This window comes from Streptomyces sp. NPDC018610 (assembly GCF_044391765.1).
Taxonomy (GTDB): domain Bacteria; phylum Actinomycetota; class Actinomycetes; order Streptomycetales; family Streptomycetaceae; genus Streptomyces.
In genome coordinates, this window is the sequence record NZ_JBISAL010000011.1 from 272,553 (window position 1) to 297,556 (window position 25,004).

At 71.0% G+C, this 25,004-nt stretch carries 23 protein-coding genes; 6 read left to right on the plus strand and 17 right to left on the minus strand.

The features are described from left to right. Positions 1 to 14: 14 nt before the first annotated feature. From ACH5A8_RS27670 to sodN, 4 genes are all read right to left on the minus strand, one after another. Entirely contained in the window at positions 15 to 761 is a 747-nt protein-coding gene (locus tag ACH5A8_RS27670) for a VOC family protein (RefSeq protein ID WP_399006370.1), read from the minus strand. A 42-nt stretch (positions 762 to 803) separates the two neighbouring features. Beyond that, on the minus strand, positions 804 to 1,220 hold the full coding sequence (locus ACH5A8_RS27675; RefSeq protein ID WP_399006372.1) for a VOC family protein: 417 nt from the start codon (positions 1,218 to 1,220) through the stop codon (positions 804 to 806). 30 nt (positions 1,221 to 1,250) lie between these two features. Then, entirely contained in the window at positions 1,251 to 1,664 is a 414-nt protein-coding gene (locus ACH5A8_RS27680; protein WP_399006374.1) for a helix-turn-helix transcriptional regulator, read from the minus strand. A 147-nt stretch (positions 1,665 to 1,811) separates the two neighbouring features. Then, positions 1,812 to 2,207 (minus strand): superoxide dismutase, Ni, encoded by a 396-nt coding sequence (gene sodN / locus ACH5A8_RS27685; RefSeq protein WP_004983535.1) that lies wholly within the window; start codon positions 2,205 to 2,207, stop codon positions 1,812 to 1,814. Between the two features lie 145 nt (positions 2,208 to 2,352). On the opposite strand from sodN, the gene sodX reads away from it, so the two are divergent. Beyond that, on the plus strand, positions 2,353 to 2,787 hold the full coding sequence (sodX, locus tag ACH5A8_RS27690) for a nickel-type superoxide dismutase maturation protease (RefSeq protein WP_399006595.1): 435 nt from the start codon (positions 2,353 to 2,355) through the stop codon (positions 2,785 to 2,787). Here the strand turns inward: sodX and ACH5A8_RS27695 are convergent. Beyond that, positions 2,691 to 3,320, minus strand: a complete 630-nt coding sequence (locus ACH5A8_RS27695; RefSeq protein ID WP_399006376.1) for a CGNR zinc finger domain-containing protein — start codon at positions 3,318 to 3,320, stop codon at positions 2,691 to 2,693. The two genes, sodX and ACH5A8_RS27695, sit on opposite strands and share 97 nt — an antisense overlap. Positions 3,321 to 3,419: 99 nt before the next feature. On the opposite strand from ACH5A8_RS27695, the gene ACH5A8_RS27700 reads away from it, so the two are divergent. Beyond that, the gene (locus tag ACH5A8_RS27700) at positions 3,420 to 4,196 is read left to right on the plus strand and encodes a class I SAM-dependent methyltransferase (protein WP_399006378.1); all 777 of its coding nucleotides are present in this window, start codon (positions 3,420 to 3,422) and stop codon (positions 4,194 to 4,196) included. Between the two features lie 64 nt (positions 4,197 to 4,260). Here the strand turns inward: ACH5A8_RS27700 and ACH5A8_RS27705 are convergent, their stop codons facing one another. From ACH5A8_RS27705 to ACH5A8_RS27715, 3 genes are read right to left on the minus strand one after another with little or no spacing between them, the layout of a single operon-like run. Then, complete coding sequence (locus ACH5A8_RS27705) at positions 4,261 to 5,067, minus strand: amino acid ABC transporter ATP-binding protein (RefSeq protein ID WP_399006380.1); 807 nt, start codon at positions 5,065 to 5,067, stop codon at positions 4,261 to 4,263. Next, the gene (locus ACH5A8_RS27710; protein WP_399006382.1) at positions 5,064 to 6,005 is read right to left on the minus strand and encodes an amino acid ABC transporter permease; all 942 of its coding nucleotides are present in this window, start codon (positions 6,003 to 6,005) and stop codon (positions 5,064 to 5,066) included. Before ACH5A8_RS27710 ends, ACH5A8_RS27705 begins: the two co-directional genes overlap by 4 nt. A 34-nt stretch (positions 6,006 to 6,039) precedes the next feature. Then, complete coding sequence (locus ACH5A8_RS27715; protein ID WP_399006384.1) at positions 6,040 to 6,999, minus strand: ABC transporter substrate-binding protein; 960 nt, start codon at positions 6,997 to 6,999, stop codon at positions 6,040 to 6,042. 548 nt (positions 7,000 to 7,547) lie between these two features. On the opposite strand from ACH5A8_RS27715, the gene ACH5A8_RS27720 reads away from it, so the two are divergent. After that, positions 7,548 to 8,771 carry an NADP-dependent malic enzyme gene (locus ACH5A8_RS27720; RefSeq protein ID WP_399006386.1) on the plus strand — a complete coding sequence of 408 codons (1,224 nt, stop codon included), beginning with the start codon at positions 7,548 to 7,550 and terminating at the stop codon, positions 8,769 to 8,771. Positions 8,772 to 8,945: 174 nt separating this feature from the next. After that, entirely contained in the window at positions 8,946 to 9,911 is a 966-nt protein-coding gene (locus tag ACH5A8_RS27725; protein ID WP_399006387.1) for a zinc-binding dehydrogenase, read from the plus strand. An 88-nt stretch (positions 9,912 to 9,999) separates the two neighbouring features. Here ACH5A8_RS27725 and ACH5A8_RS27730 read toward each other — a convergent pair whose 3' ends face one another. From ACH5A8_RS27730 to ACH5A8_RS27760, 7 genes are all read right to left on the minus strand, one after another. Further along, a complete protein-coding gene (locus ACH5A8_RS27730) occupies positions 10,000 to 11,031 on the minus strand; it encodes a helix-turn-helix transcriptional regulator (protein ID WP_399006389.1) in 1,032 nt (343 codons plus the stop codon). 1 nt (position 11,032) lies between these two features. Next, positions 11,033 to 11,926 (minus strand): DUF4097 family beta strand repeat-containing protein, encoded by an 894-nt coding sequence (locus ACH5A8_RS27735; RefSeq protein ID WP_399006391.1) that lies wholly within the window; start codon positions 11,924 to 11,926, stop codon positions 11,033 to 11,035. Positions 11,927 to 12,158: 232 nt separating this feature from the next. After that, positions 12,159 to 12,437, minus strand: coding sequence for a DUF6104 family protein (locus tag ACH5A8_RS27740; RefSeq protein ID WP_399006392.1), 279 nt, complete (start codon positions 12,435 to 12,437; stop codon positions 12,159 to 12,161). 102 nt (positions 12,438 to 12,539) lie between these two features. Continuing rightward, the gene (locus ACH5A8_RS27745) at positions 12,540 to 16,361 is read right to left on the minus strand and encodes a multifunctional oxoglutarate decarboxylase/oxoglutarate dehydrogenase thiamine pyrophosphate-binding subunit/dihydrolipoyllysine-residue succinyltransferase subunit (protein WP_399006394.1); all 3,822 of its coding nucleotides are present in this window, start codon (positions 16,359 to 16,361) and stop codon (positions 12,540 to 12,542) included. A 281-nt stretch (positions 16,362 to 16,642) separates the two neighbouring features. Next, positions 16,643 to 17,824 carry an ATP-binding protein gene (locus ACH5A8_RS27750; RefSeq protein WP_399006396.1) on the minus strand — a complete coding sequence of 394 codons (1,182 nt, stop codon included), beginning with the start codon at positions 17,822 to 17,824 and terminating at the stop codon, positions 16,643 to 16,645. Then, the gene (locus ACH5A8_RS27755; RefSeq protein ID WP_009190587.1) at positions 17,821 to 18,558 is read right to left on the minus strand and encodes a response regulator transcription factor; all 738 of its coding nucleotides are present in this window, start codon (positions 18,556 to 18,558) and stop codon (positions 17,821 to 17,823) included. Before ACH5A8_RS27755 ends, ACH5A8_RS27750 begins: the two co-directional genes overlap by 4 nt. A 122-nt stretch (positions 18,559 to 18,680) precedes the next feature. Then, on the minus strand, positions 18,681 to 19,358 hold the full coding sequence (locus ACH5A8_RS27760; protein ID WP_399006399.1) for a spermidine synthase: 678 nt from the start codon (positions 19,356 to 19,358) through the stop codon (positions 18,681 to 18,683). A 416-nt stretch (positions 19,359 to 19,774) separates the two neighbouring features. Between ACH5A8_RS27760 and lon the strand changes: the two genes are divergently transcribed. Beyond that, positions 19,775 to 22,198 (plus strand): endopeptidase La, encoded by a 2,424-nt coding sequence (gene lon / locus ACH5A8_RS27765; RefSeq protein WP_399006401.1) that lies wholly within the window; start codon positions 19,775 to 19,777, stop codon positions 22,196 to 22,198. A gap of 157 nt (positions 22,199 to 22,355) precedes the next feature. On the opposite strand, the gene ACH5A8_RS27770 is transcribed toward lon, so the two are convergent. After that, positions 22,356 to 23,174, minus strand: a complete 819-nt coding sequence (locus ACH5A8_RS27770; protein WP_399006403.1) for a lysozyme — start codon at positions 23,172 to 23,174, stop codon at positions 22,356 to 22,358. Positions 23,175 to 23,457: 283 nt separating this feature from the next. Here ACH5A8_RS27770 and ACH5A8_RS27775 point away from each other — a divergent pair, with 283 nt between their 5' ends. Continuing rightward, the gene (locus tag ACH5A8_RS27775; RefSeq protein ID WP_399006404.1) at positions 23,458 to 23,949 is read left to right on the plus strand and encodes a MarR family winged helix-turn-helix transcriptional regulator; all 492 of its coding nucleotides are present in this window, start codon (positions 23,458 to 23,460) and stop codon (positions 23,947 to 23,949) included. A gap of 113 nt (positions 23,950 to 24,062) precedes the next feature. On the opposite strand, the gene ACH5A8_RS27780 is transcribed toward ACH5A8_RS27775, so the two are convergent. After that, positions 24,063 to 24,851 carry a hypothetical protein gene (locus ACH5A8_RS27780; RefSeq protein ID WP_399006406.1) on the minus strand — a complete coding sequence of 263 codons (789 nt, stop codon included), beginning with the start codon at positions 24,849 to 24,851 and terminating at the stop codon, positions 24,063 to 24,065. Positions 24,852 to 25,004 lie beyond the last annotated feature (153 nt).

The window sequence follows — 25,004 nt, forward strand, 5'->3', positions numbered from 1 at the left end:
CCCTGGCCGTCGTTTCAGTCCTGCCCGGCAGCGGGCAGCCCGCCCGTCTCGGGATCCCGGGCCGTCAGGCAGTACAGGCCCCCGGCCGGATCGCGCAGCACGGTCCAGCGCGGGTGGTCGGCCACATGGACCGCGCCCAGACGCTCGTGGTGCGCGCGGGTGGCGGCGATGTCCGCGCAGGCCAGGTCCAGGTGGGCCGTGGCGGGCCGTTCCTCGCCCAGCCGTTGGAGCAGGACCCGGACGGGCAGGCCGGGCGGCGGCGTGAGCACGTGGAACTCGGGACGGGAGCCGGGCCGCGACTCCCAGCCGTCCAGGAGCCCGCTCCAGAAGGCGACCTCGGCCGCGTACGCGGAGGGCGGGACGTCGAGGCACACCTGGTCGAGACGGCTGCCGCGGACCACGGGAGGGCGTACCGACTCGCCGTTCCAGGGCACCGCGCAGAACGACTGCCCGCCGGGCGAGCGGAGGACGGCCCAGTCCTCGTGCTCGGCGACCGAGGCGGCGCCGAGACGCACAGCCGCCGCCACGAGGTCCGGGACGTCCTCGACGGCCAGGTCGAGATGCGCGCCGCCCTCGCCCGAGGCGACGGCCTGGACTTTGCCGCACGCGTCGGCGCCGACCGGCAGCAGGGTGGCGAACTCACCGCGGTCACCGCGGGGTTGTGACGGCCGGGTGTCCGTGACGACCGCCCAGAACTCCAGGGCCCGGGTGAAGCGCTCGGCGGGCCGGTCGGCGAAGGCGTACGTCCAGCGGATGCTCATGGCCTGATCGTAGGGCGGCCCGGCGCGCGGCCCGGCCGCCTCTCACGCCTCGGACCGCTCCATGAACCGCAGCAGGTTCCCCGCCGGATCCCGGAACGCGCAGTCCCGCACGCCGTAGGGCTGGTCCATCGGCTCCTGGACGACGTCGGCGCCGTGCTCCCGGACCCGGGCGAAGAGGGCGTCGCAGTCGGCGGTGGTGAAGATGACGCCGCGCAGCACGCCCTTGGCCAGCAGTCGCGCCATCGCCTCCTTGTCGTCGGGTGAGGCGTCCGGGTTGGCCGCGGGCGGCTCCAGGACGATCTCCACGTCCGGCTGGAGCGGCGACCCCACGGTCACCCACCGCATCCCCTCGAACCCGACGTCGTTGCGCACCTGGAGGCCCAGCACGTCGCGGTAGAAGATGAGCGCCTTGTCGTGGTCGTCGACGGCGATGAAGCACTGGCGCAGTTTCAGGTCCATGCCCTCACGCTAAGCCCATTCCCGCCCGTCCTACGGCGCGGGTGGCGGGCCCGTGCGCCGGGGGCGGGTGAAGGCGCGGGTCACGCAGGTCGGGATGACCGCGCTCGCCTCGTGCGACCGGGACCGGTAGGCGCTCGGGGTCTCGCCGACGAGTTCGGTGAACCGGGAGCTGAACGACCCCAGCGAGGTGCACCCGACCGCCAGGCACACCTCCGTCACGCTCATGTCGCCCCGTCTGAGCAGCGCCTTGGCCCGCTCGATCCGGCGGGTCATGAGATAGCCGTACGGCGTCTCGCCGAACGCCGCCCGGAAACTGCGCTGGAAGTGCCCCGGCGACATCAGCGCGGTGCGCGCGAGTTCCGCCACGTCCAGCGCCTCGGCGTACTCCCGGTCCATCCGGTCCCGGGCCCGCCGCAGGCGCACCAGATCCTCCACCGACGTCACCCGCCCAGCATGCCACGGCCCGCCCGGGCGCGGGCCGTACCCGGGCAGCGCGAAGGGGCCCGGCCGACTGTCCGACCGAGCCCCATCACGTTCTGTCGCGGTCCGCGGTGGCGCGGCGACCGCCGGCCACCGGCCGAAGCCCGCGGGTCAGGCCTTCTTGGTCTCCCAGAAGATCTTGTCGATCTGGGCGATGTAGTCCAGGGCCTTCTGACCCGTCGCCGGGTCGGTGGAGGCCTTGGCGGCGGAGAGGGCCTTCAGCGTGTCGTTGACCAGCTGGTGCAGCTCCGGGTACTTCTCGAAGTGCGGGGGCTTGAAGTAGTCGCTCCACAGCACGGAGACGTGGTGCTTGGCGAGCTCGGCGCGCTGCTCCTTGATGACGGTGGCACGCGCCTGGAAGTGCGGGTCGTCGTTGCCGGCCATCTTCTCCTGGACGGCCTTCACCGACTCCGCCTCGATGCGGGCCTGGGCCGGGTCGTACACGCCGCAGGGCAGGTCGCAGTGCGCGCTGACCTTGACCTTGGGGGCAAACAGGCGGGAAAGCATGGAGCATTCCTTCCTCGTGATCGTCTTCTCAGGTGGGACATTACTCCCTGCCAGGCGTGTTTTCTCGAGTGCCCCCTTGGGCTTAGGACAAAAGTCCAGGGTCAGACTGAGACTGGTGGAGGAACGGACCGGGGAGGTGCCGGGGATGCCGGAGCTGTCGCAGGAGACCGAGCGCAGGGCCGCCGTACTGCCCTTCGGGCTGGCCGAGGTGACCGGGCCGTCCATGGTGCCGACGCTGTACCACGGGGACCGGCTCGTGGTGCAGTACGGGGCGCGGGTCCGGCGGGGCGACGTGATCGTCCTGCGCCATCCGTTCCAGCAGGACCTGCTGGTCGTCAAGCGTGCGGCGGAACGCCGCGAGGGCGGCTGGTGGGTGCTCGGGGACAACACCTACGCCGGGGGCGACAGCACCGACTACGGCACCGTCCCGGAGGAACTGGTGCTCGGCAAGGTGTGGTTCCGGTACCGGCCGCGCCGGCCCGCTCAGCGCTCCGGACCGGCGCTGGTGCGCTGGGCGCTGTCGGCGGTCAGGCCCGTGCTCACCGACCGGTCGGCCTCCAGGCGCTTGCGGGCGCGGTAGGCGGCCACGTTGGCCCGGGTGGCGCAGCGGTCGGAGCAGTAGCGGCGCGAGCGGTTGGTCGAGGTGTCGAGGTAGGCGTTGCGGCAGGGCGCTGCCTCGCACAGGCCGAGCCGGTCCACGCCGTACTCCGTCAGGTGGAAGGCGAGGCCCATCGCGGCGATCGCCGCGTAGCCGGCCGTGGCGTTGGACGGGTGGTCGGCCAGGTGCATGTGCCACAGCGGGCGGCCGTCCTCGTCGCGGTGGTCGTGCCCGGAGATCTGCGGGCTGACCGGGAACTCCAGCAGCAGGGAGTTCAGCAGCGCCACCGCCAGGGTCTCGTCGCCCTGGTCGGCCGCCTCGAAGACCGCGCGCAGCCGGGCGCGCACCGAACGGAAGCGGGTGACGTCGGCCTCGGTGGCCCGGCGGGCCGCGGAGCCGTTGGCGCCGAACAGGTCCCGGACCGCCTCGACCGACGTCAGGGTGTCCTTGCCCCGGGCCGGTTCCTCCGTGTTGACGAGACGGACGGCGTAATCCGAGTAATAGGCCAGTTCCACTTGTAGTCCTTACCGGTGTGCCCTATGGTCTGAGCGCGGCCTTGTAACAGACGGTCGTGCATCCAGGGTATTACGTGAACTGCGTCAGGGAGGGCGACGATGACGGAGACGGGTACGGACATCACCGCTGCGGGGGCGGACTGGCAGGCCTGGCAGGAGAGCTGGGACCGGCAGCAGGAGTGGTACATGCCCGACCGCGAGGACCGCTTCCGCGTCATGCTCGACATGGTGGAGGCCCTCGTCGGCACCGCGCCGCGCGTCCTGGACCTCGCCTGCGGCACCGGCACCATCACCGCCCGCCTGCTCACCCGCTTCCCCGAGGCCACCAGCACCGGCGTCGACCTCGACCCGGCGCTGCTCGCCATCGCGCGGGGCACCTTCGAGGGGGACGGACGGGTCTCCTTCGTCGCGGCCGACCTGAAGGACCCCGACTGGACGGCGAAGCTGCCGTACGACTCCTACGACGCCGTCCTGACCGCGACGGCCCTGCACTGGCTGCACAGCGAACCCCTCGCGGCACTCTACGGATCGGTCGCGGGACTCGTCCGCGACGGCGGCGTCTTCATGAACGCGGACCACATGATCGACGACGCCACGCCGCGGATCAACGCCGCCGAGCGTGCCCAGCGCCACGCCCGCATGGATCAGGCCAGGGGGACGGGCGCCCTGGACTGGACCGAGTGGTGGCAGCTGGCCGCCGAGGACCCGGTCCTGGCCGAGCCGACCGCCCGCCGGTTCGAGATCTACGGCGAGCACGCCGACGGAGACACGCCCTCGGCCGCCTGGCACGCGCGCGTGCTGCGTGAGAAGGGCTTCGCGGAGGCCCGCCCGGTGTGGTGCTCCCCGTCGGACACGCTGCTGCTCGCGCTGAAGTAGGCGAGCCGCGCACGGCGAAGGGGCGGTACGGAGATCCGTACCGCCCCTTCGGCGCGTCCGCCGGTTACAGCACCTTCGACAGGAACGACTGGGTGCGCTCGTGCTGCGGGTCGGTCAGGACGTCGCGCGGGTGGCCGGATTCGACGACCACGCCGCCGTCCATGAAGACGAGGTTGTCGCCCACCTCCCGGGCGAAGCCCATCTCGTGGGTGACGACGACCATCGTCATGCCGGACTCGGCCAGGTCGCGCATGACGTCGAGGACGTCACCGACCAGCTCCGGGTCGAGCGCCGAGGTCGGCTCGTCGAACAGCATCAGCTTCGGGTCCATGGCCAGGGCCCGGGCGATCGCCACCCGCTGCTGCTGGCCGCCGGAGAGCTGGGAGGGGTAGTGACCGGCCCGGTCGGCCAGGCCCACGCGGTCCAGCAGGGTCATCGCCCGCTCCCGGGCCTCCGCCTTGCTCGCGCCCTTGACCTGGACCGGGGCCTCCATGACGTTCTCGACGGCCGTCATGTGCGGGAACAGGTTGAAGCGCTGGAAGACCATGCCGATGTCCCGGCGCTTCATCGCGACCTCGCGGTCGCGCAGCTCGTAGAGCTTGTCGCCGTGCTGCCGGTAGCCGACGAGATCGCCGTCGACGTACAGCCGGCCCGCGTTGATCTTCTCCAGGTGGTTGATGCACCTCAGGAAGGTCGACTTGCCGGAGCCGGAGGGGCCGATGAGGCAGAACACCTCGCCGGGCCGGACCTCCAGGTCGATGCCCTTGAGCACCTCGACCTGGCCGAACGACTTGTGCACGCCCTCCGCCTTGACCATCGCGACGGAGGTGTCGCGCGGGACGGCGTCCTGCTTCGTGAGCTTGTCGCTCATGCGCTCACGGCTCCCTTCGGCCGGCCGATGGAGAACATGTTGGCCTTGACCTTCTGCCACGGCGTCGGCGGCAGGCTGCGGCTGGAGCCGCGCGCGTAGTAGCGCTCCAGGTAGTACTGGCCCACGCTCAGCACCGAGGTGAGGATCAGGTACCAGGCGGCGGCGAGGAAGTACATCTCCACCGGGGCGCCGGAGACCGTGCCGATGTCCTGGGCGTAGCGGAACAGCTCGGGATACTGGACGGCCGCCACGAGCGAGGTCGTCTTCAGCATGTTGATCACTTCGTTGCCGGTCGGCGGCACGATCACCCGCATGGCCTGCGGGATGATGATGCGCAGCAGGGTCTTGCCGTGGCTCATGCCCAGCGCCTGGGCGGCCTCGGTCTGGCCCTCGTCGACGGCGAGCAGGCCGGCGCGGCAGATCTCCGCCATGTACGCCGCCTCGTTCAGACCCAGGCCGAGCAGCGCCGTCAGCAGCGGCGTCATGAAGTTCGACCAGTAGTCCTTGTAGAACGGCATCAGGTTGATGTACTCGAAGACCAGGCCCAGGTTGAACCAGAGGAACAGCTGGACCAGGACCGGGGTGCCGCGGAAGAACCAGATGTAGAACCAGGCGATCGACGAGGTCACCGGGTTCTTCGACAGGCGCATCACCGCCAGGACGATGCCGCCGACGATGCCGATCAGCATCGACAGGACCGTCAGCAGGAGGGTCTTGCCGACGCCGGTGGTGATCCGGTCGTCGAAGAAGTAGTCGGGGACCGCATGCCAGTTGATCTTGCCCTGGCTGAACGCGTAGATGATCGCGAAGAGAAGGGCGATCGCGATGACGGCGGTGACGTACCGCCCGTAGTGACGGACCGGGATGGCCTTGACGGCCTGCGGTCCCGTGGGGGGCGTGCCCTTGGGCTCCGCCGTCTTGTCGATGTCAGCACTCACGGGTGTTGCCTTTCGGTGGCCGCTCGGGGGGCGGTCACTTGCCGCCGTTGACGGCGGACTGCTTGACGGCGCCGTCCTGGGCGCCCCACTTCTCCAGGATCTTCTGGTACTCGCCGTTCTTGATGATCGCGTCCATCGCGGCCTGCAGGGCGTCCCGCAGCTGGGTGCTGGACTTGCCGACGGCGATGCCGTACGGGGCCGCCTCGACCTGGTCGCCGACGATCTCGAAGTCCTTGCCGCCGCCGGAGGTCTTGACCGCGTAGGCGGCGACCGGGAAGTCGGCGGAGACCGCGTCGGCGCCGCCCGAGCGCAGGCGGGTCTCGGCCTGCTGGTTGTCGTCGAAGGCCTGGATGGTGAGCTTCTTGCCGCTCGGACACTTCTTCGCCTCGGCCTTGGCGAGGTCCTCCGAGACGGTGCCGCGCTCCACGGCGATCTTCTTGCCGCACAGGTCGGACCAGGAGGTGATGCCCTTGGTGTCGCCCTTGCGGGTGTAGACGGAGACGCCGGCCTGCAGGTAGTCGACGAAGTCGACGCCCTCGCCGACCTTCTTGCCCGTGGTCGGGTCCACGCCGTCCTGGCGGTTCTTGTTGTCCGTCATCGCCGACATCGCGATGTCGTAGCGGTTGGAGCGCAGACCGGTGAGCAGGGCGTCGAACGTGCCGTTCTGGAAGTCGAACTTCACGCCGAGCTGCTTGCCCATCGCGTCCGCGAGGTCGGGGTCTATGCCGGCCGTCTTGCCGGAGGCGTCCTTGAACTCGACCGGCGCGTACGAGATGTCGGAGCCGACCCGGATGACACCCTTGTCGCGGATCGACGCCGGGAGCTTGCCGGCGAGCGGAGCGGAGGCCGCGGACGCGTTGTCGGACGACGTGTCCTTGTCCTTGGTCTGGTCACCGCAGCCGGTGAGAATCAGCGCGCCTGCGACCGCGATCGCACCGACCGCTGCCAGACGGGAGTGCGCGGCGGTCGTACGACGGGTGGAGCGTGCGGTCATGGTGGTTCCTCCGGCGGATGGGTGGCGTTGCCGATGGGTCGACGAGAACACACACCTTCGGGTGTCGCGACCTCGTGTGATTGACGCATCTTGCCATTCGGGATGCGCCGATCAGGGGACTCGCCATGTCAAAATCGGATAACGGGTGACCCCCGAACCGCCTGTAGCCGCCCTATCACGGCCGGACCATCTGCGGGAATGTTTCCTTCCAGCGGGAAGATCTTCGGTCTGTCTCGGGATGTGGGCCGAAAGATCAGGTCTTTTGCGTGTTTCAAGGGCCTTGTCAAACATTCGACGAGCACTTGTCCCCATATTGGGCCAAGTGTCGGGGCGTCGTCATGTGACCTTCGCGTTATGGACTCGTCGCCGACAGCGTTCGTCCGGTAAGAAGGTTCTTTACACCCCTCATCCGGGGCTCAGGGCGCGTGTGCGGCGCGCCCGTCGCGTATGTGCCCGAACGCATCACTCACTGGGCTGTGCGCGGTCCCGCCCACCCCTCACCAGGAGTGGCCACCCTCAAACCATGAACAATTAAGGGGTAAAACCAAGTGGCAGCGGAGATCGTCAATCCTCGCAGCGACAGCAGTACGGATCAGGACGGCGGGGCAGAGCCGCTGGATTCCTTCGATCCGGCCTTCGCGCTGCACCGTGGCGGGAAGATGGCCGTGCAGGCCACCGTGCCCGTCCGTGACAAGGACGACCTGTCCCTGGCGTACACGCCCGGCGTCGCGCGGGTGTGCACCGCCATCGCCGAGCAGCCGGAACTGGTCAACGACTACACGTGGAAGTCGTCCGTGGTCGCCGTCGTGACCGACGGAACGGCCGTGCTCGGCCTCGGGGACATCGGTCCCGAAGCCTCCCTCCCGGTGATGGAGGGCAAGGCGATCCTTTTCAAGCAGTTCGGCGGCGTGGACGCGGTTCCGATCGCCCTCGCCTGCACCGACGCCGACGAGATCGTCGAGACCGTCGTGCGTCTCGCGCCGTCCTTCGGCGGCGTCAACCTGGAGGACATCTCGGCGCCCCGGTGCTTCGAGATCGAGCGGAAGCTCCAGGAGCGCCTGGACATCCCGGTCTTCCACGACGACCAGCACGGAACGGCGGTCGTCACCCTCGCGGCGCTGCGCAACGCGGCACGGCTGAGCGGACGGACCATCGGTGAGCTGCGGGCCGTCATCTCCGGCGCCGGCGCGGCCGGTGTCGCCATCGCCAAGATGCTGATCGAGGCCGGCATCGGGGACGTCGCGGTCGCCGACCGCAAGGGCATCGTCTCGGCCGACCGGCAGGACCTGACCGAGGTCAAGCGCGAACTGGCCGAGTTCACCAACAAGGCGGGCCTCACGGGGACCCTGGAGCAGGCGCTGGCCGGCGCCGACGTCTTCATCGGCGTCTCCGGCGGCACGGTCGCCGAGGAGGCCGTGGCCTCCATGGCGAAGGGCGCCTTCGTCTTCGCCATGGCCAACCCGAATCCCGAGGTGCACCCCGACGTCGCGCACAAGTACGCGGCGGTCGTGGCCACCGGCCGCTCCGACTTCCCCAACCAGATCAACAACGTCCTCGCGTTCCCCGGCATCTTCGCCGGCGCGCTGCAGGTCCGGGCGTCGCGGATCACCGAGGGAATGAAGATCGCGGCGGCCGAGGCGCTGGCCGGGGTGGTCGGCGACGATCTCGCCGCCGACTACGTGATCCCCTCGCCGTTCGACGAGCGGGTCGCCCCGGCCGTGACGGCGGCCGTGGCGGCGGCGGCACGCGCCGAAGGCGTCGCCCGTCGCTGACGTGCGACCGTGTGAGCCGGCATGACCCGAATGGCCCCGCCCGAGAAGGCGGGGCCATTCGGCTTCGCCCGCCTCCGTCCGCCCGTCGACGGGCGGGCGCACGGTTGGCAAGAGGGTGTGTGTCACAGAGCCGCGTGGTTCCGCAGTCGTCGGCGCACCCCTATCGTCAAGGCCATGTTCGCTGTCTACGCCGCCCGAATCGACCGCGACCAGCCGCTGAACGGACTGGAGTCGGGGGAGCGCCCGGCCCCCGAGGCCCGCCCCGGCTGGAGCACCGTCGACGTCAGGGCCGCCTCCCTGAACCATCACGACCTCTGGTCGCTCAAAGGTGTGGGCCTGTCCGAGGACAAGCTGCCCATGATCCTCGGCTGCGACGCCGCGGGTGTCGACGAGGACGGCAACGAGGTCGTCCTGCACTCCGTGATCGGACAGAGCGGCCACGGGGTGGGCCCCAAGGAGCCCCGCTCCATCCTGACCGAGCGCTACCAGGGCACCTTCGCCGAGCAGGTCGCCGTCCCCACCTGGAACGTCCTGCCCAAGCCCAAGGAACTCTCCTTCGAGGAGGCCGCCTGCCTGCCCACGGCCTGGCTCACCGCCTACCGCATGCTGTTCACCAACGCGGGCGTACGCCCCGGTGACTCCGTTCTCGTGCAGGGCGCGGGCGGCGGCGTCGCCACCGCCGCGATCGTGCTCGGCAAGGCGGCGGGCCTCAGGGTCTTCGCCACCAGCCGCGACGAGGCCAAGCGCAAGCGGGCTCTGGAACTCGGCGCCGTGGAGGCGGTGGAGTCGGGCGCACGGCTGCCGCAGCGGGTGGACGCCGTGATCGAGACCGTCGGCGCGGCCACCTGGTCCCACTCGGTGAAGTCCCTGCGTCCCGGCGGCACCCTCGTCATCTCCGGCGCCACCAGTGGTGACCGCCCCTCCCACGCCGAGCTGACCCGGATCTTCTTCCTGGAGCTCAAGGTGGTCGGCTCGACCATGGGAACCAAGGACGAGCTGGAGGACCTGCTCTCCTTCTGCGCCGCCACCGGCGTCCGCCCCGTGATCGACGAGGTCCTGCCGCTCGACCGGGCCCGCGAGGGCTTCGAACGGATCGCGTCCGGCGACCAGTTCGGCAAGATCGTACTCACCGGCTCCTGAGCTGCTGACCCGCCGGCCCGCGAACCGCGGTCTGCGGTGCCCGCGGTGCCCGGGGCGCGCTCACCGCGCGCTCCGGACACCGCGGCCGTCAGACCTTCGGCCCGCGCAGCAGCGCGCCGATGTGCGCCGCCGCCGTCGCCAGACGGCGGCGGGTCTCACGCAACTGGTCGGACGTGATGCCCTGATCACGGGCCGCGTCCCGGATGTCGTCCCGGAACCGGTCCAGCAGCCGGTCCAGGTCGCGGGCCGGGTCACCGGTGAAGTCCTCGTGCGCCCAGGCCGGTTCGTAACCGGCCGGGAAGTCCTGAGGAGTCTCGGAGTACTCGGCGCGCGAGGGAGCCTCACCGGCCGCCGGACGGCCGAACGCGAAGTTCTTGCCGAAGTCGCCGAACTCCTTGGCGATCTCGGTCAGCCCCTCGCGCACCCCCGTCGGCCAGTCGCCACGCGTGAAGTGGTCCTGCACCTGGTCCTGCAGCCGACGGGCGACCCGCTGGAACTCCTCCTGCGCCAGGGCCCGTGCCCGATCCTGCGCCTCCTTGGCCTGGCGCCGGGCCCGCTGGGCCTCCTCGCGGGCCCGGCGGCTCTCGTCCTTGGCGCGCCGGGCCTGCTCCTTCCACTCCTGCTTGACCCGCCGCATCTCCTCCTTGGCGGCCCGCCAGGCTTCCCGGTCGTCGGCCGTGTCGCCCGCCGCGGACTCCCAGGCGCCCGAGTGCGCGTCCTTCGCGGAGCCCTGCCGGGCCGCGGACGCCGCGGCGCGCATCTCACGGCGCAGATCGCCCGCCGCGCCGCGCACGTCGGCCCGGATCTCGGCGGCCAGCTCGGCCACCGACTCACGGATCTCCAGCTCCAGGTCGGCCAGTTCACCGCTGCGGTCGGCCAGCTCGGCGCGGCCGGCGTCCGTGATGGCGTAGACCTTGCGTCCGCCCTCGGTGGTGTGGGTGACCAGGCCCTCGGCCTCCAGCTTGGCCAGCCGGGGATAGACGGTGCCCGCCGAGGGCGCGTACAACCCCTGGAAGCGCTCCTCCAGGAGCCGGATCACCTCGTAGCCGTGGCGCGGGGCCTCGTCGAGCAGCTTGAGCAGATAGAGGCGGAGGCGTCCGTGGGCGAAGACGGGAGGCATGTCAGAGCACCTTCTTGTCGGTCGTGCCGTCGGCCGGGGCGTCGGAGGGGGCGTCCTCGCCCGGTCCGGAGTCCCAGGACCCGTCCGCCACCGGCGGGCGCCGCAGCAGCGCGATGGAGCCGGAGACCGTCGTGGCCTTCAGTCTGCCGTGGCCCGTGCCCAGCCGGCCGGTGATCCGCTTGGCGCCCCACTGGCCGGTGACCCGCAGGTCCTCGAAGGCGTTGGAGACCGAACCGCTCGCGGTGTTCGCCTCCACCTCGGTGTCCGCCGGGTGGGGCAACCGGATGGCGATCTCACCGGAGACGTTGGTCAGGGCGATGTCGGTGGGGCGGCCCGCCGGGTCGAGGTCCACGATCATCGAGCCGCTCACCGATTCGGCCCGGACCGAGGAGCCGGAGCCCTCGACCACCGTCAGGTCGCCGGAGACCGAGTTGAACCGGAGCTCGCCGGAGAGGGCCTGCGCCTCCAGGTTCCCCGAGACGGTGGTGGCCCGCACCGGGCCGGTGACGCCCACCAGCGTGGTGTCGCCGGTGACGCCCTTGACCTCCGTACGCCCGTCGATCCCGGACACCACCGCCGCGGCGCCGACCACGCCGACCTCGACGCGCGTACCCGCCGGGACGGCCAGGGACACCACGGCGCTGCGCCGCCAGCCCTTGCGGTCGAGCCACTTGAGGAAGCCCTTCCAGGGCAGGTCGTCGTAGGCGACGGTCAGGGTGCCGCCCTGCTGCGTGACGACCAGGGGCGGTCCCTCGATCTCGGAGACCTCCATGCGCGCGGAGTCCTCGTCCGTGCCCACGACGTTCACCGTGCCGTTGACGATGCGGACGTTCAGTTCGGTCACGGGCTTGTCGAAGGTGAGCTTCCTGGGCTCCCCCACGGACCACTCGGACATGGTGCTGACCTCCTGGGACGGACCGGGGCGCGCGAGGGCGCGAGGCCGGAGACGGACCGGACAGGGATGCGACACGCCATATCGCGTCCCTCACAAGACACGATATATCGCGGACACGGAAAGTCAAGACACACGAAAGGGCGCCCCCAGAGGGGGCGCCCCACGCGCGGACCACCGGTTCCGGCGGGCCGCCGGCGTCCACCGGACCGCCGGTGCTACCGGACCGTCGGCCCTACTCGTCGTCCTCGTCGTCGTCCAGCCGGGCCAGCCAGGTGGCCAGCCGCTCCACCGGAACCTCGAAGTCGGGGTTCAGGTCGACGAAGGTCCGCAGCTGCTGGGCCAGCCACTCGAAGGTGACCTCCTCCTCGCCCCGCCGCTTCTCCAGCTCTTCGATGCCACGGTCAGTGAAGTACATGCGCTCAAGGATAAGTGCGCCGAAAGGCCGCGGAAACGGCCCTGCCCGCGCTCCCGGACCGCGGAACCGGCCCGCCCGCGCTCCCGGACCGCGCAAGCCGCCCTCCCGGACCGCGCAAACGGCCGGGCCGCACCCCCGAAGCGGGGGTGCGGCCCGGTACGTACGGCCCGCGAAGGCGCTGACGCGCCCGCGCCGCGGTTACGCCTCGAACACCTCGCGCACGAGCTGCTCCTGCTCCGCCTGGTGCCGCTTGGCGGAACCCACGGCGGGGGAGGAGGAGTGCGGGCGGGAGATACGGCGCAGGCGCTCGCTGTGCGGCACGTCCGCGCCGACCGCCAGGTCCAGGTGGTCGATCAGGTTGAGCGCGATGAACGGCCAGGCGCCCTGGTTCGCCGGCTCCTCCTGCGTCCACAGGTACTTCTCGGCGTTCGGGTACTTCTTGATCTCCGCCTGGAGCTCGGCACCCGGCAGCGGGTACAGGCGCTCGATGCGGATGATCGCGGTGTCCGTCACGCCGCGCTTCTTCCGCTCGGCGTCGAGGTCGTAGTAGACCTTGCCGGAGCAGAAGACGACCTTCTTGACGGCGTTGGCCTCGACCGAGGTGTCACCGATGACCGGGCGGAAGCCGCCCGTCGTGAACTCCTCCGTCTTCGAGGCGGCGGCCTTCAGGCGCAGCATCGACTTCGGGGTGAAGACCACCAGCGGCTTGTGGTGCGGGTTGTGCACCTGCCACCGCAGGAGGTGGAAGTAGTTCGACGGCAGGGTCGGCATCGCGACCGTCATGTTGTTCTGCGCGCACAGCTGGAGGTAGCGCTCGATGCGGGCCGAGGAGTGGTCCGGGCCCTGGCCCTCGTAGCCGTGCGGCAGCAGCAGCGTGACGCCGGAGGTCTGGCCCCACTTCTGCTCGGCGGCCGAGATGTACTCGTCGATGACCGACTGGGCGCCGTTGGCGAAGTCGCCGAACTGGGCCTCCCACATCACCAGCGCGTCCGGGCGGGTCAGCGAGTAGCCGTACTCGAAGCCCATGACCGCGTACTCGGAGAGCAGCGAGTCGTAGACGTTGTAGCGGGCCTGCTCGTCCGCCAGGTACAGCAGCGGCGTGTAGTCCTCGCCGGTCTCGCGGTCGATCAGCACCGCGTGGCGCTGGCCGAAGGTGCCGCGGCGGGAGTCCTGGCCGGACAGCCGGACCGGGACGCCCTCCAGCAGCAGCGAGCCGATGGCGAGGGTCTCGCCCATGCCCCAGTCGATCGTGCCGTCCTCCACCATCGTGGCCCGGCGCTGCAGCTGCGGCAGCAGGCGCGGGTGGACGGTGAAGTGCTCGGGGATGTTGACCTGGGACTCGGCGATTCGCTTGACGACCTCGGCGGAGATCGCGGTGCTGACCTCGACCGGGAAGCCCGCCTGCGGGTCCGGGGACGCCGGGACGGCCGGCTGCGCGGTGGCCTCGCGGACCTCCGTGAAGACCTTCTCCAGCTGGCCCTGGTAGTCCTGGAGCGCCTGCTCGGCCTCTTCCAGGGTGATGTCGCCGCGACCGATCAGGGACTCGGTGTAGAGCTTGCGCACCGAGCGCTTCTTGTCGATCAGGTCGTACATCAGCGGCTGGGTGAAGGCCGGGTTGTCCGACTCGTTGTGACCGCGGCGGCGGTAGCAGATGAGGTCGATCACCACGTCCTTGTTGAACGCCTGGCGGAACTCGAAGGCGAGCCGCGCGACGCGGACCACGGCCTCCGGGTCGTCGCCGTTCACGTGGAAGATCGGGGCCTCGATCATGCGGGCCACGTCGGTGGCGTACATCGAGGAGCGTGAGGACTCCGGGGCGGCGGTGAAGCCGACCTGGTTGTTGATGACGATGTGGACCGTGCCGCCGGTGCGGTAGCCGCGCAGCTGCGACATGTTCAGGGTCTCGGCCACCACGCCCTGGCCCGCGAAGGCCGCGTCGCCGTGGATCGCCACCGGCAGGACGGTGAAGTCCGTGCCGCCCTTGTTGATGACGTCCTGCTTGGCGCGGGTGATGCCCTCGATGACCGGGTCGACCGTCTCCAGGTGGGAGGGGTTCGCGGCCAGGGAGACCTTGATCTGCTCGCCGTCCAGGCCGGTGAAGGTGCCCTCGGCGCCCAGGTGGTACTTCACGTCGCCGGAGCCGTGCATCGACTTCGGGTCGAGGTTGCCCTCGAACTCGCGGAAGATCTGCGCGTAGGACTTGCCGACGATGTTGGCCAGGACGTTCAGGCGGCCGCGGTGGGCCATGCCGATGACGACCTCGTCCAGGCGGGACTCGGCCGCGGAGTCGATGACCGCGTCCAGCAGCGGGATGACGGACTCGCCGCCCTCCAGGGAGAACCGCTTCTGGCCGACGTACTTCGTCTGCAGGAAGGTCTCGAAGGCCTCCGCCGCGTTCAGCCGGCGCAGGATGCGCAGCTGCTCCTCGCGCTCCGGCTTGGAGTGCGGGCGCTCCACGCGGTCCTGGATCCACTTGCGCTGCTTGGGGTCCTGGATGTGCATGAACTCGATGCCGACCGTGCGGCAGTACGAGTCGCGCAGCACGCCGAGGATGTCGCGCAGCTTCATCATCGACTTGCCGGCGAAGCCGCCGACGGCGAACTCGCGCTCCAGGTCCCACAGGGTGAGGCCGTGCTCGACGATGTCCAGGTCGGGGTGCTTGCGCTGGCGGTACTCCAGCGGGTCGGTGTCGGCCATGACGTGGCCGCGGACCCGGTAGGAGTGGATCAGCTCGAAGACGCGGGCGGCCTTGGTGACGTCGTCGTCGTGCGAGGCGTCGATGTCCTTGAGCCAGCGGACCGGCTCGTAGGGGATGCGCAGCGCCTCGAAGATCTCGTCGTAGAAGCCGTTGTCGCCGAGCAGGAGGTTGGCGACCTGGCGCAGGAACTCGCCGGAGGCGGCGCCCTGGATCACCCGGTGGTCGTAGGTCGACGTGAGCGTCATGACCTTGGAGATGCCGAGCTTGTTCAGGGTGTCCTGGGAGGTGCCCTGGAACTCCGCCGGGTAGTCCATGGAGCCGACGCCCATGATCACCGACTGGCCGGGCATCAGGCGCGGCACGGAGTGCACGGTGCCGAGTCCGCCGGGGTTGGTCAGGGAGACCGTGACACCGGTGAAGTCGTCCATCGTCAGCTTGCCGTCGCGGGCGCGGCGGACGATGTCCTCGTAGGCCTGCCAGAACTCGAAGAAGTTCAGCGTCTCGGCCTTCTTGATCGCCGCGACGACCAGCTGGCGGTCGCCGTTGGGCTTGACCAGGTCGATGGCGAGGCCGAGGTTGACGTGCGCCGGCTTGATCAGGGTCGGCTTGCCGTCCTTCTCGCCGAACGCGTGATTCATCGACGGCATGGCCTTGATGGCCTGCACCATCGCGTAGCCGATCAGGTGCGTGAAGGAGATCTTCCCGCCCCGGGCGCGCTTGAGGTGGTTGTTGATGACGATGCGGTTGTCGAACAGCAGCTTCACCGGGACGGCGCGCACGGACGTGGCCGTGGGCAGCTCCAGGGAGGCGTTCATGTTCTTGGCGACCGCGGCGGACGGGCCGCGCAGCGTCACGAACTCCGGGCCCTCGGGGGCCGCGCCGGCGGGCTGGGGCTTGGCGGCGGCCGGCTTCGCGGGCGCCGGGGCCTTGGCCGCGGCGGGCTTGGCCGGGGCGGCCGGAGCCGGCGCCGGGGCGGCCGGAGCGGCGGCGGGCTTGGCGGCGGGCGCGGCCGGGGCCGGAGCGGCTGGGGCCTGCGCGGCCGGGGCCTGCGCGGCGGGCGCCGCCTGGGGCGCCGTGCCGGTTCCCGCGGCCCCCGCGGCCGCGGCACCCGACGGGGCCGAGGAGGCAGCGGCGGCGGCCCCCGGCTTGTAGTCGGCGAAGAAGTCCCACCAGGCGCGGTCTACCGAGTTCGGGTCCTGGAGGTACTGCTGATAGATCTCGTCGACGAGCCACTCGTTGGCACCGAAGGCCGCCGCGGGGTTCTTCCCGTCCTGGCTGGTCTCGGTGGAGATGCTCGAGTTACTGGGGGACTGTGGCGACACGGCGGCAACCGCCCTCTTCCGCTTCACAAGGTGATGGACAGCGGGAATAAAGGCTACGCCTCCAAGACGGTGAAGGTCAGGTCGGGCCCGTTCAACGTCGCGCAAGTCACATCGAAAGCTGTGTTTCGGGGCTTGAAATGGCGGGAAACAAGCGTGGTTCGCCCGTGCGCGGGAAGGGTGGACCCGGGTCCGGCCCCTGCGAGGCGCGGTCCCCTGCCTGATCACACGTGTCCGTCTGCCCGGAAGCTCGTGGATCTTGTGGTTCCGCCTCGAACTTTACGTCAACTTTGAACTGAGGGGGGTCCCGGAAGGGTGATGAGGATCCGGCAGCCGCGATCGGATTCGGCCACACCGATCCGGCCGCCGTGCAGATCCACCGCCCACCGCGCGATGGCCAGGCCGAGCCCGGTGCCGCCGTCGCTGCCCGGGCCGTGCGGGCGGCTCACCTGGCCCCGGTTGAACCGCTCGAAGACGCGGTGCCACTCGGAGCGCGGTATGCCGGGCCCCTCGTCCAGGACCTCCAGCTCCAGCGACTCCGGCTGCGGCCCGCGCCGCGCCTTCACCGTCACCCTGCCGTGCGGCGGGCTGTGCTTGACGGCGTTGTCGATCAGGTTGGCGAGCACCTGGTGGACCCGCTCGGGGTCCGCGTGCGCGGTCAGCTCCGGCGGGGAGACGTCCAGGCACAGATGGACGTCCGTACGGGTGTGACTGCCGGAGCCGGAGGCCATCGCCGCGCGCGCGGAGGCGACCATGTTGGCCTCCTTCAGCACGCCCGCCAGATACGGCCACACCTCGAAGCGGCGCATCTTCAGCGGGACGACGCCGTTGTCCAGGCGGGACAGGTCGAGCAGCGTCTCCACCAGCCGGCCCAGCCGCTCGGTCTGCTTCAGGGCGGTGCGCATGGTCTCCGCGTCGGGCTCGGTGAACCCGTCCACGATGTTCTCCAGCACCGCGCGCAGCCCCGCGATCGGGGTGCGCAGCTCGTGCGAGACGTTCGCCACCAGTTCCTTGCGCTGCTGGTCCTGGGCCGCCAGCTCGTCCGCCATGCGGTTGATCGTCTGGGCCAGGTCGCCCAGCTCGTCCCTGCGGTTCTCGCGCACCCGGCGCGTGTAGTCGCCGTGCGAGATCGAGCGGGCCACGGCGTTCATCTCGTCCAGCGGCGCGGTCAGCGAGTGCGCCACGAACTGCGTGATGAGCAGGGTCGCGATCATCGAGAAGACCATGATGAAGCGCAGCTCGGTCTTGGTGTGCACCGCGATCATCGACAGCCCCGTCGTGATCAGCACCGAGATGACGACCAGCGTGCCGAGCTTCGTCTTGACCGAGAAGCCCAGCCTGGCGCCGACCGGGAGGCGGCGCGCGCCGTCCCGGGGGTCGCGCCGGTCCCGGCGCGGGGGTTCCTGCCGGCTCCGCCGCGCGGGCTCCCGCCGGTCCCGCCGTACGGCCGGCCGCCCCGTGCTCATGGGGTCGGCGTCTCCAGCGCGTAGCCCACGCCGTGCACCGTGCGGATCCGCTCGGCGCCGATCTTCCGGCGCAGCGCCTTGATGTGGCTGTCGACGGTGCGGGTGCCGGAGGCGTCCGCCCAGTCCCACACCTCGGCCAGCAGCTGCTCACGGGAGAGCACCGCGCGCGGGGTGTTCGCCAGGCACACCAGGAGGTCGAACTCCGTCGGCGTCAGGTGGACGTCCTCGCTGCGCACCCGCACCCTGCGCTGCGCGTGGTCGATCTCCAGCTCGCCCAGGCGCAGGATGCCGCTGCGCGGGGTCGCGGCGGCCAGCGCCGCGCGCTCCATGCGGCGCAGCAGCACGTGCACCCGCGCCGCCAGCTCCCGCATCGAGAAGGGCTTCGTCATGTAGTCGTCGGCGCCGACCCCGAGGCCGACCAGCATGTCGGTCTCGTCGTCGCGCGCGGTGAGCATCAGCACCGGCACCGGCCGCTGGGCCTGCACCCGGCGGCAGACCTCCAGTCCGTCGAACCCGGGCAGCATGATGTCGAGGATCAGCAGATCGGGCTGCCAGGCCTCGGCGGTGTCGACCGCGGCCGGACCGTCGCCCGCCGTTTGCACCAGGAATCCCTCGGCGCGCAGGCGGGTGGCGATGGCGTCCAAGATGGTCTGATCGTCCTCGACCACCAGAACCCGGCGCTGTGCGCCCGGGCCGGCCGTCGTGCCGTTGTGCGAGGTGTGTGTCTGCTCCATCGCCCGCCCCTGAGGTGTGCTTCCGGAATCCGTGGGGTGATTCCTTGACTGCGCATGGTTGCGATTGACGCTTGAATGATCGGCGTCAGGGAAGCAGCGTACGGGGAGTCACCGCGGCTTTGCTATCCAGGTCTGACGGCGAGGTGCACCACGTCGGGAACGCCCCGGGCAACGGGGATCTCTTCGGTGCGCACCTGTTGGAATCCGACATTCCACAAGGTTCCTTCAAATTCCGGAGACGGCTTCGCCGACCACACCGCGAGCACTCCGCCGGGTCTCAACACCCTTGCGCAGCCCGTGAGTCCGGCCGGCCGGTACAGCCCCTGGTTGCCCTCGGTGACGGTCCAGTCGGGGCCGTTGTCGATGTCGAGGCACAGCGCGTCGAAAGTGTCGGATGTCTCATTGACGTAATCGAGCAGATCGGCTCCGACGATCGCGGTGCGCGGATCGGCCAGCGCCCGTGCGGTCAGTTCGGACAGCGGGCCGTCCCGGTGCCAGTCGATGACGGCCTGTTCCCGCTCGACGACGGTGATCCGGCCCCAGCGCGGGTCGGCCGCGGCGTGCGCCAGGGAGAAGCCGACGCCGAGCCCGCCGATCAGCAGGTGCGGCGCCCGGCGGCCGTCCAGGGCGTCCAGGGCGGCGTCGACCAGCAGCCGCTCGGAGCGGCCGTCGGAGGTGTCCATCAGGAAGCAGCCGTTGGCGATGATCTGCAGCAGCGCGCCGTGCCGGCGCAGCACGACCTCGCCGTGCGGGCCCTCGCGACGGTCCAGCACCACGGGAGTCTCGTACGAGGCGGTCATGGGGTCATCCTGCCCCAACGGGCCTGGACCGCCACGTGAATTAAGGGTGACGGCCGGTGACGCCTGTTGCCGGGTCGCGGGGTCGGCCCTCCTGCCGGGGGGGGCCGACGACTCGCCCGCTCGAACCGTCGTCTCGCTCCTCCGAACCGTCGTCACGCTCCTCCGAGCCGTCGTCACGCTTCTCCGAGCCGTCGTCTCGCTCGTCCGAACCGTCGGTCTCGGTGTCCGCTCCGGCCGGTGTCTCGCCCGTACGGCCCCGGCCCGGCCGGCCCGTGTCGCGGGCCGTCCCGGCCCTGACCTGCCGCTTCCGCTCCGTCTCCGGGTGATCGCTCACGGCGAACACGGGTCGGGGAACAATCGAGGGCGCCCCGTGCATTGAGTCGGCATAACTCAACTTGACTGCCGAAGGGGAGATCATGGCTGCTGAGTCCACGGCGTTCACACCGATCGTCCTGCCCGTGCTGCCGCTCGACGACGAGGTCGTGCTGCCCGGGATGGTGGTCCCGCTCGACCTGAGCGACGCCGAGGTGCGGGCCGCGGTGGAGGCCGCGCAGGCCGCCGCCCGCGACGAGCCCGGGAAGCCCAGGGTGCTGCTGGTGCCGCGGGTCGAGGGGACGTACGCGACGACCGGCGTCCTCGGCACCGTCGAGCAGGTCGGCCGGCTCGCCGACGGCGACCCCGGCGCGCTGATCCGCGGCCGGAGCCGGGTGAGGATCGGCGCCGGGACCACCGGTCCGGGCGCGGCGCTGTGGGTCGAGGGCTCCCGGATCGACGAGAGCGCGCCGGAGCCCCTGCCCGGCCACGTCACCGAACTGGTCAAGGAGTACAAGGCCCTGGCCACCGCCTGGCTGCGCAAGCGCGGCGCCTGGCAGGTCGTGGACCGCGTGCAGGCCATCGACGACGTGTCCCAGCTCGCCGACAACTCCGGGTACTCGCCGTTCCTGACCACCGGGCAGAAGGTCGAGCTGCTGGAGACCGCCGACCCGGTGGCCCGGCTCCGGCTCGCCATCCGGCACCTGCGCGACCACCTCGCCGAGCAGGACGTGGCCGAGACGATCGCCAAGGACGTCCAGGAGGGCGTCGACAAGCAGCAGCGCGAGTTCCTGCTGCGCCGTCAGCTCGAGGCCGTCCGCAAGGAGCTGCGCGAGCTGAACGGCGAGACGGAGGGCGAGGAGTCCGACGACTACCGCGCCCGCGTCGAGGCGGCCGACCTGCCGGAGAAGGTCCGTGAGGCCGCCCTCAAGGAGGTCGACAAGCTGGAGCGCGCCTCCGAGCAGTCGCCCGAGGGCTCCTGGATCCGCACCTGGCTGGACACGGTCCTGGAGATGCCCTGGAACGAGCGGACCGACGACACGTACGACATCCAGGGCGCCAAGGCGGTCCTGGACGCCGAGCACGCCGGCCTGGAGGACGTGAAGGAGCGGATCACCGAGTACCTGGCGGTGCGCAAGCGCCGCGGCGACCGGGGGCTCGGGGTGATCGGCGGCCGGCGCGGCGGCGCCGTCCTGGCGCTGGTCGGTCCGCCCGGCGTCGGCAAGACGTCGCTGGGCGAGTCCGTCGCCCACGCCATGGGCCGCAAGTTCGTCCGCGTCGCCCTGGGCGGGGTCCGCGACGAGGCCGAGGTGCGCGGCCACCGGCGTACGTACGTCGGGGCGCTGCCCGGCCGGATCGTGCGCGCCGTCAAGGAGGCCGGGTCGATGAACCCGGTGGTCCTGCTCGACGAGATCGACAAGGTGGGCTCAGACTTCCGCGGCGACCCGGCCGCGGCCCTGCTGGAGGTCCTCGACCCGGCGCAGAACCACACCTTCCGGGACCACTACCTGGAGGTGGAGCTGGACCTGTCCGACGTGGTCTTCCTGGCCACGGCCAACGTCCTGGAGGCCATCCCGGAGGCGCTGGCGGACCGCATGGAGATCGTGCGCCTGGACGGCTACACCGAGGACGAGAAGGTCGTCATCGCCCGCGACCACCTGCTCCCGCGCCAGCTGGAGCGGGCCGGTCTGCGCCCGGACGAGGTCACCCTCGACGAGGGCGCGCTGCGCAGGCTGGCGGGCGAGTACACCCGCGAGGCGGGCGTGCGCACCCTGGAGCGGTCCGTCGCGCGGCTGCTGCGCAAGATCGCGGCCCAGCACGAGCTGGGGGAGCGGGAGCTGCCCTTCATCGTCACCGGCGACGACCTGCGGGCGCTGATCGGCCGGCCGCACCACGTGCCGGAGTCCGCCCAGGACCCGGCCGAGCGCCGGACGTCCGTGCCGGGCGTGGCGACGGGCCTGGCGGTGACCGGGGCCGGCGGCGACGTCCTGTACGTCGAGGCGTCGCTCGCCGATCCGGAGACGGGCGCGGCGGGCCTGACCCTGACCGGGCAGCTGGGCGACGTGATGAAGGAGTCCGCGCAGATCGCGCTGAGCTTCCTGCGCAGCCACGGCGCCGAGCTGGAGCTTCCGGTGGGCGACCTGAAGGACCGGGGCGTGCACATCCACTTCCCGGCGGGCGCGGTCCCCAAGGACGGTCCGAGCGCCGGTGTCACGATGACGACCGCGCTGGCCTCGCTGCTGTCCGGCCGGCTGGTCCGCACGGACGTGGCGATGACCGGCGAGGTGTCGCTCACCGGCCGGGTGCTGCCCATCGGGGGCGTGAAGCAGAAGCTGCTCGCCGCCCAGCGCGCCGGGGTGACCACCGTGATCATCCCCAAGCGCAACGAGCCCGATCTGGACGACGTCCCGGCGCAGGTGCTGGACAAGCTCGACGTCCACGCCGTCTCCGACGTCCGCCAGGTCCTGGAGCTGGCCCTCGCACCGGCGACGAACGCTGCGGAGCCCGCGGTTCCGGCGGCGGCGTGACGGCGCGGAGACCGCGCTTCCGGCGGCGGCGTGACGGCGCCGCCGGATGAGGGAAGGCCCGGGTCCCGTGAGGGAGGCCCGGGCCTTCACCGTGCGCGGCGCGACGGCCGCCGGCGGCGGCAGCGGCGGGACGCGGCCGCGGTCCGTGCGGGGCGGATCAGCCGTTGGCCAGCGCCTGTACGCGGTCCAGGGCCCCGTTGAACTTGTCGTGGTCGCCGACGGTCGGGCCGGACGAGGTGTACTGCCACATCGTGTAGTAGCCCCAGCCGGCCGGCAGGGTCCCCACCGTCGAGGCGTAGCGGGCGATCCACAGCGGGTTGTCGGCGGCGAAGCCGCCGTAGTTGCCGGTGCACTGGGTCCACCAGCTGGTGGCGGTGTAGATGACCGCGTCACGGCCGGTGCGGGCCTTGTACGTGTTGAGGAAGTCGGCGATCCAGCTGACCATCGCGCTCGCGGACTTGCCGTAGCAGGCGGCGCCGTAGGGGTTCCACTCGATGTCGAGGGCGCCCGGCAGGGTCTTGCCGTCCTTGGACCAGCCGCCGCCGTGGTCCACGAAGTAGTTGGCCTGGGTGGCGCCGCTGGTGGTGTCCGGGGTGGCGAAGTGGTACGAGCCGCGGATCATGCCGACGTTGTACGAGCCGTTGTACTGCTGCGTGAAGTAGGGGTTCGTGTAGTACGTCCCCTCGGTGGCCTTGGTGTAGGCCCACCTGACGCCGCTGTTCCAGAGGGTGGACCAGGCCACGTTGCCCTGGTAGCCGGAGACGTCGACGCCTTCGGTCTGGGCTGCCTTGTCGGACGCGGGCGTACCGCTCTGACCGTCGTGCGCCAAAACGCCCATGCCCATGTAGGCGGAGCCGCGGGCGGGCGTCGTGGTGGCCGAGGAGGGCGCCGTGAGGAAGAAGGAGAACGCTGCGAGCAGGACTCCCGCTGCCGTCAGCCGCCGGGCGCGGGCCGATCCGGATCTGTGCACGGGCATGACGTGCCTCCGAAAGTTCGGTGGTGCTCGGTGGGGGATAAAGCGGGCACGGCCCACGGTCGCACGGGGGGAGAGCGGATCATGGAAGACCCGCCGGTGAGGGTGTGCTGGCGTGAGCATGCCATTCATTGCCTGACGAAGAAGCTACGCACGTAGACCCGCGGCTGGGAAGGGGGACCGGGGGCCGCCGTTGGTCTACGCCTGCGAAATACTGACGGAGCTGCGGCGATGGCGGCAGATGGCGGAAACTTTCAGGACCGGGAAACTCCAGGCAGGGGCTGACGTGCACGAAGACGCGAACAGCGGAGCACACGAGGGTGAACTCGGCCCTTCGCCGAGTGGTGCAGACCGGCCGTTCCTCGCGCTGGAGCGGGAGCTGACCCTGCTGCTGCGACGGGCCCGGGCCAGCCAGGGCGAGATGGCCCGCGAGGTGCACCCCGAACTGGAGTCCTCGGCGTACGGGCTGCTGGCCCGGCTGGACGAGTGCGGCGGCCAGCGCGCCACGGCGCTCGCCGCGTACATCGGCGTCGGCAAGGCCACCATGTCCCGCCAGCTGCGCGCCCTGGAGGAACTGGGACTGGTCGCCCGCGAACCGGATCCCGCGGACGGACGGGCCTGGCTGGTGGCCCTCACCGCCGACGGCCGCCGCCGCGTCGGCCAGGTGCGCGAGGCGCGCCGTGCCCGCTACGTCAGCCAGCTCGCCCACTGGGACCGCCGCGAGGTCGCCGAACTGGCCAGGCTGCTGCACGAGTTGAACGGCGTCATGGACAAGTAGGCCCTCGCTCGGACCTGCCGCCCGGCTCACCGCCGCCGTCCCACCGCTGCCGGGTCCCGCCGCCACCCGGCTTCACCGCTGCCGGTGCCCGCCTTCGTCCGCCCGCTCTCCCCTCACAGCTCGGCGAAGACCACCGTCGCGTCGTCGTGCGTCTTGCTCCGGCCGAGGTGCGTCCGCTCCTCGCGGTCCGCCTCCTCCAGCATCCGGACGCGGTCCACCAGGGCGCGCGCCCCCTCCTTGCGCACGAGGGCGAGGCACTGCCCCCAGTCGCCCTCGCCGAACCGCTCCACCCAGCGCGTCGCCCCGTCCGTCAGCGCGGCCAGCGCGCGCACCCGCTCGCACGGCACGCTGCCCGTCATCGCCCGGCCCGCCACCGAGGGATCCGCCGCCGCGGTGAAGAAGCCGCCCTCCTTGTTGCGCAGGGTGGCGTCGATGAGCTCGTCGGTGGCGAGCGCGGACCGGGGGAGCCGGGCCAGCCGGTCGTCCAGTACGGGTACGACCGAACCGTCGGCGTACTCCAGCAGGAGCGCCGAGTCGGACAGGACCAGGTGGTCGACCGTGCCGGCGGACCAGCGCACGAGCACCACGGTTGCCTGAGGCGTGCGCGGGTGAGAAAGGTCACAGGTGACGGCGTGTGCCGCGGCGGTCCGGGCGATCGCCCGCGAGAGGATCTCCGTCAGCGTCAGATCTGGGCAGGAAACGGTCAGTTCGGTCAACGCGCCGCCGAGCCGGGCGGTGAACCAGGGAACGGAATGCAGACACCCGGTGTCCGTCCTCGGCGGCGTCACCCCGTCCAGGACGACCGCACAGCCGCCCTGCCCGGAGGCGGGCAGTGCGACGGCGGCGAAGTCCTCGTTGGGCCGCTCGGCCAGGCCGGGTTCCGAAACAACCTCAGTACGCATCCGGCCAGTCTGCACCAGGCCTTCACATGGCTCGCCAAAAGCCGCCAACCACCTGGGAAATAGCGCACCGACGCAGGTCAGCCGCCTGGTTTGGGAGGGAATGGCGGGCTCCGGGAAGGCGTGGCGGCGAATCCTGCCAAAGCCTGCCGCAGA